This window comes from Curtobacterium sp. 22159, assembly GCF_052045775.1.
Lineage (GTDB): Bacteria > Actinomycetota > Actinomycetes > Actinomycetales > Microbacteriaceae > Curtobacterium.
On the sequence record NZ_JBQEPN010000014.1, the window covers coordinates 67,099 to 81,028 of the forward strand.

Below are 13,930 nucleotides of genomic sequence, written 5' to 3' on the forward strand. Positions count from 1 at the left end.
CCCAGCGTACGGTGCGATCGACGTCAGGGCGCCTGTCACCCGAAGGGCGTCATGGACGTCGGGTCCGACTGGGCGAGGGTGAGGACCGCCGCAGCGACCACGACCGCGAGGAGGGCCGTCGCGACCCACCGCCGCCGGAGCGCACACGCGGCGAGCACCAGCGTGCCGACACCCGCCACGGCCCCGAGTCCGAACCACGCCGTGAACTGCGCGAACTGTTGCGCCCGTCCCCCGATGAACGCCTGGACGAGGGTGACGACGATCCCCACGGCGAGTCCGACACCGCTCATCAGCCCGAGCACGCCGATCCCCGGCACGAGCTCACCGGCCCACCGTTCCGTCGCACGACGGCGCCGGTCCCGTGCCGTGGGCAGCAGAGCGATCAGTTCCGGCGGCACGGACGGCAGCGCGAGGTAGGTCCGGAGCGCTCGTTCGTCCGACGCGCGGCGTACGATCCGGGCGAGGAGCACGCGTTCGTGGTCGGTCGCGACACCGGGGACGGACGCACCCCACCTCGCCGCCTGGTCGGGGTGTCCGGCGGCCCGGTAGGTCTCGACGAGCGCGAGGCGGTACTCCGTCCGACCGGGCTCCCGCCGAGCGTGCGTCCTCAGGGAGTCCCAGGCTGCGCGACGGTCTCCGCGTTCGAACGCCGCGAGCGCGTCGGCGACGACCTGTTCCGGGTTCCGCGGGGGCACTGCACGATCATCTCAGGCGCGTGACGCCACCCGCGCTTCGATCCCGGCGACGAGGATGTCGACCCCGAGCGCGAACCGGTCCTCGTAGGAGTGCGCCCCGAGGATCTCGCCGACGAGCGCGTGCCGCTCGGGGCGCCCGGCCTCGGTGTCGCCACGGCCGACGAGGACGCCGGCGTGCCCCACCACGAAGTCGTAGACGACGAAGAACGTGTACATCGCCTCACTGTCGGCGAGCCCTGCGGTGCGGAGCGCCCCGACCACCTTCGCCACGACGGCGTCGGACTCCGAGGAGACGAGCGGCGCGCGTCGGCTGTGCGACTCGAGCACGAGGGGGTGGGTGACGAGCAGGTCGCGGAAGGTCGTCGCGAAGATCCGGACGATCGAGCGCCAGTCCTCCGGCCAGACGAACGTGGCGGTGAACTCGTCGACGGTGCGCCGCACGAGCTCGGCGTGCAGGTCGTCGAGTCCGCCGATGGTCCGGTGCACCGTCATCGGCGCCACTCCGAGCCGGACGCCGAGCGCCCGGAACGAGAGGCGGTCGAGACCGTCCTCGTTCGCGATGCACGTCGCGGCGTCGATCACCTGCTCGCGGGTCAACACGTTCGGGCGGCCGCGTCGCCGACGGGGTGCACCACCTTCCGCTGCGAGCGCCGGACGGGGCGTCGTGGGAGGGGTGACGGGGTCGACGAGCACGGTGCGCCTCCTTTTTCTGGTACGTGTACCGAAAACCCTACGGCAATCCCGAACGGCGGTCGGTGGATCGACCATCTCGAAGACCGACGGCCGGACGCAAGAGCCGATCCGTTCCTCCCGGCCCTTTCCGAGCGGACGTCGAGCCGGGCCTCCGCGGACGCCCAGTAGGGTGAGGGCCATGGCAACCCGTGACGAGGTCGAGTGCTGGCTGACCGACATGGACGGCGTGCTCGTGCACGAGAACCAGGCGCTCCCCGGCGCTCCTGAACTCATCCAGCAGTGGCTCGACGAGGGCACCGAGTTCCTCGTCCTGACCAACAACTCGATCTTCACGCCGCGCGACCTGAGCGCGCGGCTGCGGTGGTCCGGGCTCGAGGTCCCGGAGGAGCGCATCTGGACCTCCGCGCTCGCCACGGCGGACTTCTGCCGGTCCCAGATGCCCGGCGGTTCCGCCTTCGTCATCGGCGAAGCCGGCATGACGACCGCCCTGCACGAGGCCGGCTTCATCATGACGGAGACCGCGCCCGACTACGTCGTCGTGGGCGAGACCCGCAACTACTCGTTCGAGGCGATCACCAAGGCCGTCCGCCTCATCCGCGACGGCGCACGCTTCATCGTCACGAACCCCGACGCGACCGGCCCGAGCGCCGAGGGCGTGCTGCCCGCCACGGGCGCGATCGCGGCCATGATCGAGAAGGCGACCGGCAAGCAGCCGTACGTCGTCGGCAAGCCGAACCCGATGATGTTCCGCTCCGCGATGAACCGGATCGGGGCGCACTCCGAGAACACCGGGATGATCGGCGACCGGATGGACACGGACGTCCAGGCCGGCATCGAGGCCGGGTTGCACACGGTGCTCGTGATGACCGGCATCAGCGACCAGGCCGAGATCGAGCGGTACCCGTTCCGGCCGAGCGAGATCATCTCCGGCGTCCACGAGCTCGTCCGCACCGAGCCGATCGAGGTCGAGCTGTAGCGATGCGCTGGGACCCGTCACGGTACGCCGCGTTCGCGGACGACCGCGCCCGGCCGTTCCACGACCTCGTCGCACAGATCGCCGTGCCCGCCGGTGCCGGACCGGAGGCGCCACGGCGCGTCGTCGACCTCGGCTGCGGCCCCGGGACCCTCACCGCCACGCTCGCGGCGCGCTGGCCGTCCGCCTCTGTGGTCGGCATCGACAGCTCGGCCGAGATGCTCGCGTCCGCGCCCGCACAGGACGGACTCGCCTTCGAACTCGGCACGATCGAGCACTGGACGCCCGGGCCCACCGACGACGTCGTCGTGACGAACGCGGCACTGCAGTGGGTGCCGTCGCACGTGTCCCTGCTGCCGGGGTGGCTCGACGCGCTGCCGTCCGGTGCGTGGTTCGCGATGCAGGTCCCGGGCAACTTCGGGTCCCCGTCGCACGCGCTCATGCGGTCGATCGCGGCGGACGGCCCGTGGGCGGACGTGCTCGACGGCGTCCTCCGCACCGACCCCGTGCTCGACCCGGCGGGGTACCTCGGGATCATGCTCGACGCGGGGCTCGAGGCCCGCGCGTGGGAGACCACGTACGCGCAGCTCCTGCCGGGGTCCGATCCGGTGCTCGAGTGGGTGCGGGGCACGGGGCTCCGGCCGGTGCTCGCGGCGCTCGACACGGCCGACCCGTCGGGGGACCTGACGGCCGCGTACACCGAGCGGTACGCGGCGGCGCTGCGTGCGGCGTACCCCGCGGGCACGCACGGGACCGTGTACCCGTTCCGCCGGGTGTTCGCCGTCGGCCGGAAGCCCTGACCGCCGGGCGACTACTCCACCGTCACCAGCGTGCCGAGCGGCAGCGCGTTGACGGCCGCCACCGCCTCCGCGTCGAGGCGGACGCACCCGTGCGACACCGCACCCGAGTCCGTCGCGTTCCAGTGGATGCCGATCAGGCCGCCGTCGTGACCGCCGTACGGTTCGTCGGCCGCGCTCGAGTGCAGGGAGGTCAGTTGGATGGGGTGGTCGCCGGTGCCCTGGGTGGGGTCGACGTACCGCTGCTCGAGGTAGCCGGTGACCCCGGTCGGCGTGGGGGTGTCCGCCGTGCCGACGCCGGCGCCGAACCGTTTCGTCACGGCGCCGGTCGGTCCGACGATCGACACCGACTGGTCCTTCGTCGAGATCACGACGCGGGCACGCGGGGTCGAGACCTCGCGCAACGACGCCGCAGGCACCCACGCAGCGGTCTGTGCGGGCGCTCCGGCTCCGCCCGCAGCCGAGGGGAGCTGCTGTCGTGCCGGGGTGAGCACGAGTTCCCAGTCCCCGTCCCGCCGGAGTCCGACCACCGTGGTGGGCTGACGGAGGAAGTCGGAGGCAGCGAACCGGGCGACTGGCTCCGTCCGTGCCGCGCCGAACAGTGGCGCGTCCGCGCGGAGCTGGAACACGGTGTCCGAGGTGACCGTCCGGTCGAAGGGCATGAGGCCGCCGATGACGGCCGAGTACCGGGCTTCGGGCAGCGCTGCGAGGGTCGCCGGGTCCACGGCGGGGACCGCCGGCGCCGAGGCGACCGTCGGCGAGGGGGTCGCGGCCGCGTCGGCCCGAGTCGGGCCCGCACCGCCGAGCAGCGGGACGGTGGCGGCGGCGAGGACGAGCGCCGCCGCGGCACCGGCCGTGATCCAGATGGTGCGTCTGCGCATCAGGGCAACCTTCCTCCGGGTGGAGCACCCGGGGCGAACGGAGGAGGACCGACCGCACGGCCGGCCGACGCACAGGGACGCGTCGGCCGGCCGTGACGGAGTCGGTGTCAGCCGCTGACGACGGGCAGGTGGACGCCGGTGGTCGGGTCGACGACTGCCGTGCCGGTACCGCCGTCGGTCCCCGTGCCGGTCCCGACGGTGGCGGCGGCCGGCGTGACCGTGATCGCGAGCGGCGCCACGAGTGCCGAGGCGCCCGACGCGTCGACGAGGTCGATCGTGTGCGACCCCGTCGCGGTCGTGGCGGGGATCGTCACGCTGCCGGAGACCGTGCCGTCCGCGGCGACCGTGACGGTGCCGACGGTCACGGGGTCGGAGTGCAGGACGACGTGCAGCGACGCCCCCGGCGTGAGACCGGTGCCGGCGAGCGCGAGCGATCCGCCGGCCGCGACCGAGGTCCCGTGCGGCGCGGTGAGCACGCCGGTCACGACGTGAGCGGTGCCGCCGGTGGACAGGACCTTCGCGGTGCCGTCGGCCGTGATGGCGACCGTCGCGCTCGTGGCGGCTGCCAGGTCGAGGCGCTCCCACGAGCCCGCTGCCGTGCCGCTCTGGTCGAGCGGGTAGCCCGATGCGATCTCGGTCTGCGCGAGGACGGCGGTGCGCTGCGCGTCGGTCAGGGTCGGGAAGGTCGTGAGCAGCAGGTTGGACGCACCGGCAGGCACCGACGCGGCCAGGCCCGTCGCGCCCGTCTGGGCGAAGCCGTAGGTCATCCGCTCCTGGTACACCTTCACGGCCGAGGCGCGGTCGGTGACGACCTGTGCGGTCCCGCCGGGCATCGCTGCTCCGCCGTAGGGGTCGTCGGTGTAGGCGTGCTCGGATGCGATGCAGTTCGCGAGCGTGTCGCCGCACTGCTCCTCGAGGTACTTCGTCAGCTCGGCGCGGGCCGGCTCGAGGACCTCGGTGCGGTACTGCGCGTCCGACCAGCGGGCTGCGAGCGCCGCCTCACCGTCGATGCGGCCGCCCACGATGTCGAGCGGGTAGTGGACACCGAGCACGATGCGGTCGTTGCCGGCTTCGGAGGCGCGCGCGAGGATCTCGGGAGCGAGCTCGGGCACGAGCGTCGCGAGCGTGATGCCCGCCTGGTACGCGGTCGTCGTGTGGCCGCTCGGGAACGAACCGCCCGTGCAGATGCCCTTCGTGCCGTACCCGGCGTCGAGCACGACGTCGTTCGGCGAGAACTCGTGCGTGGTGTCCGTGGTCGCCGGGACACGGGTGATGTCGAGCGTCCCGTCGGCCGAGGCCCAGGCCTTGCCCGCGCGGTTCGCGGCGAGCGACGACGCGTTCACCGTCGCCGGAGCGCACCCGGTCTGGTCGTCGCCGGCCGGCAGTGTCGCCGTGGTCGTCGCCGGCAGGTACGGCCGCGGGTAGCTGTAGTGGGCCTTCGCGTCGCCGGTGCTGACGTACGCGCCGCTGGTCCCGTTCGAGCTGTTGATCAGCGCGCTCGTCAACGGCAGGGCCCCGGTTTCGCGGCCCTCGAGGTAGATCTTCTCGAGCGTGTCGCCGAGGCCCTGCGAGACGGTGGACGACTGGTCGTACGCGGTGTTCGTCGCGTTCTGGTACTCGGAGTCCTGCAGCGCCTTGAGCTGCTGGGCCTTCGTCGCGTGCTGGTTGATCCACGACGTCAGCTCGTCGTTCTTCGCGAGCGTCCCGGGGTCCAGCACCGTGCCGTGCAGGTCGTTCGTCCCGGTGGAGGTCCAGTACCGGTCGTAGCCGTTCAGCAGCGACACGAGGTCGGGCTTGGTGGCGTCGCTCGGGTAGCTCGCCGCGTTCGCGACGAGGGGTGATCCGAACACGAGTGCGGTCGCGGCTGCGGCGACGGTCACCCCTCGGAGTGCGGTTCTGCGCATGTGGTGTGGTCGCTCGGCGTGCGAGCGACGCTCCTCTCTCGGTACCGGCCTGGAATCAGTCGGGAACCTACGGAGCGCCGGTTGCGGGGTGGGGAACGACCGACCACCGGAAGGTGAACCGGACCACAGCCTGTGCGGACTCGCAGCACCGCGCGGAGCCGCGCAGGGTGGTCGCGCGACCCGGCTCAGCCGACGGCGGCCGGGAGGCGCGGCTCGTCCGACGACACCGCGAACACCCCCATGGGCGGGACCGTCCGCCACCGGCGCCGGAGGCGGCGCGGCCGGTCGTCCCGCCCGGCGATTAGCCCGCCGGCGACGACGCCGAGCGCGAGCACCCCGAACGAGAACAGTCCGACGCCGCCGACGAGCACGGCCACCGACGGGTCGTGGACATCAGCGGTCGCCGAGAGGGCGATCGACCCGAAGTCCCACGACGCGTGCAGCACCACGGAGAGGAGCAGGTTGCCGGTGAGCCGTCGGGCGACGTAGAGCGTCGACCCGAACGACGCGGCGAAGACGACCTGCACGAGGGTGGCCCCGAGACCGGCACCGGCGAGGGCGTTGAGCAGGTGCAGCAGCCCGAACAGCACGCACGAGAGGATCCACACGCCGAACTCGGGCAGACGTCGCCGCAGCCCGACGAGCAGCACGCCGCGGGCCATCAGTTCCTCGAACACCCCGACGAACAGCACCCCGACGCCGAGCAGGAGGAAGTAGCGCACCGGCAGCGCCGACCAGTCGACGAGCGGCAGCCGCACGATGCAGACGAGCGCGATGAGCGCCGGAGCCAGCCAGGTCCAGCGCAGTCGCGTCCTCGTCGGGTCGACGGTCGCGATCCGCCACCACCCGAGGCCGGTGACGACCAGGCAGAGCGCCACGGCGGCGATGCCCTCGGGGACGACGAGCGACCGGACGACGCTCTCGACCGTCTGCCCGAGCGTCGGGTAGTCGTCGCTCGGGCGGGCGCGCCAGGCGCTGACGGCGGCGAACACCACGAGTGGCGCGAGCCCGACCAGGAGGGACGGCGGGACGGGCCAGCGGCGGCGACGGGGTTGTTCCACGTCCTGTTTGTACCAGTGCCGCCGTACCATTGGCGGTATGCGTCTGCCGTCCCTCTCCACGATGGCCGAGGACTACGTGAAGCTCGTCTGGAAGGCGGGCGAGCGGGGCGGTGCCGGGCTCGCGACGCGGGACATCGCGGCGGCGCTCAAGGTGTCCGCCTCCACGGTGTCGGGCAACCTCCGGAAGCTCGACCGGGACGGCCTCATCGAGCACACGCCGTACTACGGGGTCGTGCTCACCCCGCTCGGGCAGCAGGTGGCCGTCGCGATGGTCCGGCGACACCGGCTCATCGAGACCTTCCTCGTCGAGCGGCTCGGGTACTCGTGGGACGAGGTCCACACCGAGGCCGAGGCGCTCGAGCACGCCGTGTCGGAGACGTTCCTCGACCGGGTCGACGCCGACCTCGGGCACCCGACCCACGACCCGCACGGCGACCCGATCCCGCGCGCGGACGGCACCGTACCGGACTCCCCCGGCACGCTGCTCGGTGCGATCGAGCCCGGTGGCTGCGGCACGGTCGACCGGGTCTCCGACGACGACCCGTCGCTGCTGCGCTACTTCGACGAGCTCGGGGTCGGCCTCGGGACCCACCTGCGGGTCGAGCGGGTGCGGGACTACGCGGGCGTGATCGCCGTGGCACGACGGGCGTCCGACGGCGAGGAGTCCCTCGTCGACCTGCCGGCCGCCGCCGCGTCCGCGATCTGGCTCGCCCCCGACGCCGACTGACCCGGAGCGGGCACGGCGCCCGCGCCGCCGGTCAGTCGCGGAAGACCGGGGACGACGGACGCCGGAACGGAGCCGTGATCGTCGGCAGGACGTCCCGTCGGTTGATCCACAGCACCACCAGCGCCGCCACGAGGTGCATGATGCTCAGCACCCACCGCCCGGTCGTGTCCGTCACGAGGAACTGGACCGCGAACAGCGCTGCGAGCGCGAGGGCGGACCACCGGTGGAACCGCAGGGCGATGATGATCGCGACGCCGAGCACGGTCTGCGACGCGGTGAGCATGAACTCCTCGACCTGCCGGGAGTCCAGCGGCAGCCCGCCGGTCGTCCCGCCTCCGAGCACGTGCGCGATCGGCAGCGACCCGACGAGCAGTGACCACTGGTTCACCTTCGACGCGATGAGCGTGCCGATCGCTGCGCCGCCCATGCCGCGCAGGGCGAAGAGTGCGGCCACGATGAACTCCGGCGCCTCGGTCGCGAGGGGCGCGAGCCACTGCACGAGGAAGTAGCTGTCGATGCCGAGCGCGCTGCCGGACTGCACCAGGGCGTCCGCGAACGGCTCCGCGGAGGACAGGATCACGGCCGCCGCGACGACGAACAGCGCCACGATCGTCCAGCGGCGCGCGGCCTGCGGCATCGACGCGATGTTGCCCGCCATCCCCGGCAGTGCCTCGTCGTCGTCGCCGTCGTCCACCTTCGACGCGCGCCAGAGGTACCAGACGAACGCTGCGAGCAGCACGAACCCGAACCACATCGGGATGGAGCCGAGCAGTGGGATGAGGAAGGCGACGACCGCGAGCAGCGCCAGGAACCCGATGTCCAGCCGGGAGGACCGCTCGAGCTCGAGCACCCGGGTCGCGGCCTGCGGGAGCGCGCCGGTCCGCACGAAGCGGCGTGCCACGAGGAGCGAGATGACGACGACGAGCGGCCACCCGAACCCGAGCAGGAGCCGGTTCGAGCCGGTCATGTTCGCCGCGGCGAACTGTTCGTACGACGGGTCGTAGCCGGACCGGAACGCGTAGTACAGGTCGACGGCGTACTCCGGCAGCACGGCGATGAGCGCGAGGATCGCGATCGCGAGGGCCCCGGCGATGTCCTTCTGCGCGGCCTCGGCGGCCCAGGCGAGCAGGAACGAGGCCGCGACGACCGCACCGCCGAACACGAGGAGGTCGACGAGCGGGTTCGGCGCGATCCCACCGATGCGGAAGACGACCGCCGGGAGCGCCAGGACCACGCAGATCGCGATGCGGCCCCAGGCGCTGGCGCCCATGCGCGGAGCGGGTGCGGCGGGCGCCGACGTGGGGGTCGACAGGGTGTCGGTCATGTGGGTCTCCTGGTCGGAGCCACGGCGGAGCGTCACGGGAGGACCTCGGCCACGGCGGAACGGCCGAAGGTCTCGCTCGCCCGCGCGACCGGTGCGGTCACGTTCCGGGTGGTGCACCGGGCCGATCGTCGTGATGGCCAGTGTGTCGATGCACGCGCTGGGAGCTACTCCCCTTCGCCTCCACCTTGGCGCGCTCCGATCGGCGTGCGCAAGCCGATCGGGCCTGTTCGGGAACCCGAATCCACGTCTTCCCCGACCCGCCCCACTGGTCAGGACGGACGCCGTGACCGGACGTACGTGGCGGTCCGGGCCACGGTGGGGTCACCGTCCCGCGCCAACCCGGCGAGCGCGGTACCCGCGGCGCCGCCGGGGATCTCGGCGAGCGCCTGGGCGACGCGGGCACGCTCGACGGCGTCGGACGCGCCGTCCACCAGGGCAGCGACGACGTCGGCCGCCGCACCGGGGCCGAGCGTGTCCGTGAGCGTCCCGAGGGCTTCGGCGGCCTCGACGTCGTGCTCCCCGTCGAGCACCAGCCGGACGAGCACCGGCACCCCCACCGTCGAACCCCGTCGGGCGAGGGCGAGCGCCGCGCGGGTGCGGACCGTGGCGTCCGTGTCGGCGAGTGCCGTCGCGAGGAGTTCCGGTGCCGCTGCGAGCGCCGCCGCCGCGTCGACGGCGCGGCGTCGGACGACCGGGTCGTCGTCGCGGAGGCCGGCGGCGATCACCGGCACCGCAGCGGCCGGGTCCTGCACGATCGCCCAGCGCAGGGCGCCCGCGACGTTCGTGTCGTCCTCCGCGAGGTACGCCCGGGCCAGCGCGTCCACCGGGGCGTCCCGGTCGAGCGCCACACGCTGGCGGAGTCCCGCGTGCTCCGATCCGAGGGCTCGGAGCAGTCGCGTCGTCCGCAGCACGTCCGACCAGGCGTCGGGCGTCGCGGCCTCCACCGCTCGCAACCGGGCGAGCAGTTCCTGACCGTCCGCGATGCGTTCCTCGGTCCGCCGGGCGAGTTCCGCGACGAGGTCGGCCGGCGCGAACGCGGGGTCGTCCAGGGCGCGTGCCGCCTCGGCGAGCGAGAGGCCCAGGGAGCGCAGGCTCTCGACGTGGAAGATCCGACGGAGGTCGTCGTCGCTGTACTCGCGGTACCCGTTCACCGCACGGCCGCTCGGCCGGACGACACCCGTGCGGTCGTAGTGCCGGAGCATCCGGGTGCTCAGCCCCGACCGTTCGGCGACCGCTCCGATCCGCACGGCTACCCCTTCGCCGACCGGGTGCGGCCGAGGGCGACCGTGCGTCGGGCGTGCTCGACGGCGAGTCCGCTGCCCGCGTCCGGGTCCCGGAGCACCCGCTCGACGTCGGCGGCGTGCTCGCGCACCACCGGGTCGCGGGAGTCCGCCGCGGCGTCGAGCACGGGGCGCACGGTCTCCTCCCCGAGGGACGCCATCGCGCGTGTCAGACTGAGCCGCGTCTCGCGGGATCCCCGGCCGAGGTGGGTGCCGAGGACCCGTGCGAGCCCGCCTCGTTCCTCGTCCGGCACCAGGGCGGCCGCGGTGCGCCAGGCTGCTCGTGCGACGTCGTCGTCGGGGTCGTCGAGCAGCGGCCGGACGTCTGGCCAGGTGCTCGGGTCCGCGATCTTCGACAGCGTGTGCAGGGCCTGGCTCCGCGCCTGGGGCTCGGGTCGTCGCAGCTCGGGCACCACGCGCGGCACGACGAGACCGGCCGGCTGTCGCACGAGTGCCCACGTGAGCATGTCGCGGACGAAGAAGTCCGGCTCGACGGCGCACCGGGCGACGAGCACGTCGACGTCGTCCGGGTCCGGGGTGGTGCCCGCGGCCATCACGGCGCGCAGGCGGACCGAGGAACGCGGGTCGGTGAGTGCATCGGCGAGTGTGGTCATGTGACCATGCAAGACCTTGTCACCGTGTCCAGGTCAAGTGCGGACGGGCGAGGTCTACGCGTGCGGTGCGAGCGAACCCGTCATCGTCCCGCCGCCCGACCGGGTCACGAAGCACGAGATGAACGTGTCGCCCTGGTCCCACGTGGCCTGGTCCGGAGCGTACGAGCCCTGCACCTGCACGTCCCCGTACGCCGCAGCGGCCGAGGTGTCGAGGGCGGCCGAGGTCTGACACTGCTCCGCTGCCTGCGTCCCGAGGGCGTCGGGGCCCGGCCACTGGTTCGCGGAGACCGGCAGACGAGCGGTCAGCTGCGCGACGTGCGGCGTCTGGCAGTCCACGACCGTGTACGTCTGCGCCCACGCGTTCGTGAACGGTGAGAGGCACTCCCCGCCGGCGAGCTCGGTCCAGCTGTGCTCACCCGGGGCGGCGGGCGTCGTCGCGAACTGCAGCGTCGCGAGACCCGACGTCGGCGACGGGGTGCTCGAGGGCACTTCGGACGCCGATGCGGACGGGGACGCCTTCTGGGACGCGGCGGAGGTGGAGGTCGGTGCCGGCGTGTGGTCCTCGATCGTGTTGCCGAGGATCCACTTCGTCAGTGCGAACACGGCGATGAGCAGGATCACGATGATGGCGACGGAGCCCCAGATGAGCAGCAGCTTGCCGCGCTGTCCCTCGTTCCGGAGCCGAGCGAAGCCCTCGTTGATGAAGTTGTCGCGCTCGGCACCGCCGGCGGCCGGCGCGGTCGCGTGCGCTGCCGGGGTCGGCGCCGACCGGGGCGCGGGGGTCGCACCGACGGACGGCAGCATCCGCGTCCCAGTGTCGTGCGGGTCGTACCCGGTGTCGCCGAGCTGGTCGACGGCGTCGGTGCCGAAGAGGTCCTTGATCGCGCTCGTGTCGCTCGTCTCCCGGCCGTCCCACTCGGACTGGTCGAGGTCGGCGGGAGCGGCTGCCGGGAGGGGTGCGGGTTCGTCGTCCCGGTCGGCCGACTCGTGGCCGCGGATGCCGATCACGGCGTCGAGGTCCTGCCCGACCGCGGGCGGCAGGTGCGCGGGGTACGCCTGTGGCGCGGAGGCGTCGGACGCCGGCTCGACGAGCGGCGGTGCGGCGGTCGGGGGCACGGTCGCCTCGGGCTCCGCCCACCAGGGCGAGTCCACGACGGGCAGCGCGGTGGTCGGTGCGTCGGACCCCTCCGGCGCGTCCGCTGCGGCCGTGGGGTCCGTGGCGTCGGTGCCGGCGGCGTCCTGGAGGCGCGGGGCCGCGTCCGTCCCACCCGTCACGTCCTCGACGGGCGCGGGTCGGTCGTCCGTGGTCGGCGCTGGTGCGGCCTCCGGCACGTCCGCCGGGGCGGGCGCCCACTCCGGCGTGCCCGTCGCGGCCTGCGGCTGCTCGTCCGCATCCGTCGGGGCCGTGGTCGCTTGGGCGGCCACGATCCCGCCCGCCGGGACGACGGGCGACCCGTCGACCGGCGTCGGCAGCTCTCCTGACACGACGTCGTCGTCCGACTCGTCGGCGAGGTTCCACGAACCGCCCGCGAGCGCCGTCGTGTCGAAGGCGCTGGTCGTCAGCGTCGCCGGTACCTCGCCGGTCTCGTCGTCACGGATCGCCCAGTCGAAGGGGCGCTCTGCCGCTCCCGCTGCCTCACCGTCGGTGCCGGCGATGCGGAGCAGTTCGGTGAAGCTCGGTGGTTCGTCGCCGGCCGGCAGCACGTTCTCGACGCCGACGGGCTGTGCGGCGACCGGACCGGTGGGGGCCGGCTGCGAGCCGGTGGCCCGGCCCAGCCAGTCCACGTCGCTGCGCCCCTCGCCGAACGGGTCGAGGCGACGCCGCTCCTCCTCGATCGCGCGGTACTCGGCGGCGCGCTCGTCCCGGTGCGACTGCGCGGTCGGCAGGGTGATCGACGACGGGTGCGGAGCCGCCGGACTCGGCGGGACGGCAGCAGCGGGCGGGATGCGCTCACCGACCGTCGCCTGCTCGTGCTCGGCGCTCGCCTGAGGGTTCTCCGATGGTGCACGGAGCTGCTCGGGCATCGAGATCGCCTGCGTCGCACCGTCGTCGTCCGCGGACGGCGCCGCGGGCTCGGCGGCCGGCGCGGCCGGGGCCGACGCGACCGGCGCCGACGCGACCGGGTCGAACGGTTCGGGGAGCGGAGCGCCGGTCTCACGAGCGGTCTTCTCGGCAGCACGACGCTCGCGCCGCGACGGCCACTCGTGTTCCGAACGCGGGGCGCCGAAGATGTCCGCGGCACTGCGGAGACCCTGGAACGGAGCGTCCGGGACGGACCCACGCCGAGCCTCCTGTCCGCCGTCCCCGTCTGCGGGAGCGGCGGCCTGGTCGGGCTCGTGCGCGTCGTCCGGACGCTCCCCGGTCATGCGCTCAGCCCCAGGTCGGCCAGCCCGATCGCCGCGAAGTACGGGTACCCGGCGGCCTCGATCGTCTCCTTCGCACCCGTGGCGCGGTCGACCACGACGGCGACGGCCGCGACGATCGCGCCCTCGCGCTCGAGCGCCTCGGCGGCCTTCAGCGGCGACCCGCCCGTCGTGGAGGTGTCCTCGAGCACGACGACGCGCTTGCCCCGCAGGTCCGGTCCCTCGACCTGCTTGCCGCGACCGTGGTCCTTCGGCTCCTTGCGCACCACGAAGGCGTCGTAGGCCAGGCCACGCGCGGCGGCCTGGTGCAGGACGGCGCTCGCGATCGGGTCGGCGCCCATGGTCAGCCCGCCGACGGCCGCGACGTCGGGCACCTGGGCGACGAGGTCGGTCATGACCTGCCCGATGAGGGGGGCGACGCGGTGGTCGAGGCTCACCTTGCGAAGGTCGATGTAGTACGTCGCCTTCTTCCCACTGGTGAGGGTGAAGTCGCCGTGGAACACCGCTTCGTCCGTGATGAACTGGATGAGCTGGTCGCGCGCGTCGGTCACAGCCCACAAGATTAGCCGCTCGGCCCCGCACCGCGCTCCCTGCCTCGGGTCGGCCGTCCCCGAGCG

13 protein-coding genes are annotated in these 13,930 nt (G+C 73.4%); 3 read left to right on the forward strand and 10 right to left on the reverse strand.

Annotated elements, in window-relative coordinates:
• Window positions 1–35: 35 nt before the first annotated feature.
• Window positions 36–695: a hypothetical protein gene (locus tag ACTJKO_RS15475; protein WP_440690036.1), complete on the reverse strand. Its 660-nt coding sequence runs from the start codon at window positions 693–695 to the stop codon at window positions 36–38.
• A gap of 12 nt (window positions 696–707) precedes the next feature.
• Window positions 708–1,388 (reverse strand): TetR/AcrR family transcriptional regulator, encoded by a 681-nt coding sequence (locus ACTJKO_RS15480; RefSeq protein ID WP_440690037.1) that lies wholly within the window; start codon window positions 1,386–1,388, stop codon window positions 708–710.
• 178 nt (window positions 1,389–1,566) lie between these two features.
• On the opposite strand from ACTJKO_RS15480, the gene ACTJKO_RS15485 reads away from it, so the two are divergent.
• Together ACTJKO_RS15485 and ACTJKO_RS15490 are read left to right on the forward strand one after the other, a co-directional pair.
• Window positions 1,567–2,364, forward strand: coding sequence for an HAD-IIA family hydrolase (locus tag ACTJKO_RS15485; RefSeq protein WP_440690038.1), 798 nt, complete (start codon window positions 1,567–1,569; stop codon window positions 2,362–2,364).
• 2 nt (window positions 2,365–2,366) lie between these two features.
• A complete protein-coding gene (locus ACTJKO_RS15490) occupies window positions 2,367–3,161 on the forward strand; it encodes a methyltransferase domain-containing protein (protein WP_440690039.1) in 795 nt (264 codons plus the stop codon).
• Between the two features lie 11 nt (window positions 3,162–3,172).
• On the opposite strand, the gene ACTJKO_RS15495 is transcribed toward ACTJKO_RS15490, so the two are convergent.
• The 3 genes from ACTJKO_RS15495 to ACTJKO_RS15505 all read right to left on the reverse strand — a co-directional run bounded on the left by ACTJKO_RS15495 (window position 3,173) and on the right by ACTJKO_RS15505 (window position 7,004).
• Window positions 3,173–4,039, reverse strand: coding sequence for a L,D-transpeptidase (locus tag ACTJKO_RS15495; RefSeq protein WP_440690040.1), 867 nt, complete (start codon window positions 4,037–4,039; stop codon window positions 3,173–3,175).
• A gap of 107 nt (window positions 4,040–4,146) precedes the next feature.
• Window positions 4,147–5,943, reverse strand: a complete 1,797-nt coding sequence (locus tag ACTJKO_RS15500; protein WP_440690041.1) for a phosphatase PAP2 family protein — start codon at window positions 5,941–5,943, stop codon at window positions 4,147–4,149.
• Between the two features lie 185 nt (window positions 5,944–6,128).
• Window positions 6,129–7,004, reverse strand: coding sequence for a lysostaphin resistance A-like protein (locus ACTJKO_RS15505; RefSeq protein ID WP_440690042.1), 876 nt, complete (start codon window positions 7,002–7,004; stop codon window positions 6,129–6,131).
• 37 nt (window positions 7,005–7,041) lie between these two features.
• On the opposite strand from ACTJKO_RS15505, the gene ACTJKO_RS15510 reads away from it, so the two are divergent.
• Entirely contained in the window at window positions 7,042–7,731 is a 690-nt protein-coding gene (locus tag ACTJKO_RS15510) for a metal-dependent transcriptional regulator (RefSeq protein ID WP_440690043.1), read from the forward strand.
• Between the two features lie 31 nt (window positions 7,732–7,762).
• Here ACTJKO_RS15510 and ACTJKO_RS15515 read toward each other — a convergent pair whose 3' ends face one another.
• The 5 genes from ACTJKO_RS15515 to pyrE form a co-directional block, all read right to left on the reverse strand.
• Entirely contained in the window at window positions 7,763–9,055 is a 1,293-nt protein-coding gene (locus ACTJKO_RS15515) for a sodium:proton exchanger (RefSeq protein WP_440690044.1), read from the reverse strand.
• Between the two features lie 269 nt (window positions 9,056–9,324).
• Window positions 9,325–10,302 carry a MerR family transcriptional regulator gene (locus ACTJKO_RS15520; RefSeq protein WP_440690045.1) on the reverse strand — a complete coding sequence of 326 codons (978 nt, stop codon included), beginning with the start codon at window positions 10,300–10,302 and terminating at the stop codon, window positions 9,325–9,327.
• Window positions 10,303–10,304: 2 nt separating this feature from the next.
• Window positions 10,305–10,949: a HEAT repeat domain-containing protein gene (locus ACTJKO_RS15525; RefSeq protein WP_440690046.1), complete on the reverse strand. Its 645-nt coding sequence runs from the start codon at window positions 10,947–10,949 to the stop codon at window positions 10,305–10,307.
• 54 nt (window positions 10,950–11,003) lie between these two features.
• Window positions 11,004–13,316: a hypothetical protein gene (locus ACTJKO_RS15530; protein ID WP_440690047.1), complete on the reverse strand. Its 2,313-nt coding sequence runs from the start codon at window positions 13,314–13,316 to the stop codon at window positions 11,004–11,006.
• Entirely contained in the window at window positions 13,313–13,864 is a 552-nt protein-coding gene (pyrE, locus tag ACTJKO_RS15535) for an orotate phosphoribosyltransferase (protein ID WP_440690048.1), read from the reverse strand. The genes ACTJKO_RS15530 and pyrE overlap by 4 nt, the downstream gene beginning before the upstream one ends.
• Window positions 13,865–13,930: the final 66 nt, after the last annotated feature.

Coding starts and splice junctions, on each gene's coding strand:
- ACTJKO_RS15485 (WP_440690038.1), top strand. CDS start 1,567: ATGGCAACCCGTGACGAGGTCGAGTGCTGGCTGACCGACATGGACGGC.
- ACTJKO_RS15490 (WP_440690039.1), top strand. CDS start 2,367: ATGCGCTGGGACCCGTCACGGTACGCCGCGTTCGCGGACGACCGCGCC.
- ACTJKO_RS15495 (WP_440690040.1), bottom strand. CDS start 4,039: ATGCGCAGACGCACCATCTGGATCACGGCCGGTGCCGCGGCGGCGCTC.
- ACTJKO_RS15500 (WP_440690041.1), bottom strand. CDS start 5,943: ATGCGCAGAACCGCACTCCGAGGGGTGACCGTCGCCGCAGCCGCGACC.
- ACTJKO_RS15510 (WP_440690043.1), top strand. CDS start 7,042: ATGCGTCTGCCGTCCCTCTCCACGATGGCCGAGGACTACGTGAAGCTC.
- ACTJKO_RS15515 (WP_440690044.1), bottom strand. CDS start 9,055: ATGACCGACACCCTGTCGACCCCCACGTCGGCGCCCGCCGCACCCGCT.
- ACTJKO_RS15525 (WP_440690046.1), bottom strand. CDS start 10,949: ATGACCACACTCGCCGATGCACTCACCGACCCGCGTTCCTCGGTCCGC.
- ACTJKO_RS15530 (WP_440690047.1), bottom strand. CDS start 13,316: ATGACCGGGGAGCGTCCGGACGACGCGCACGAGCCCGACCAGGCCGCC.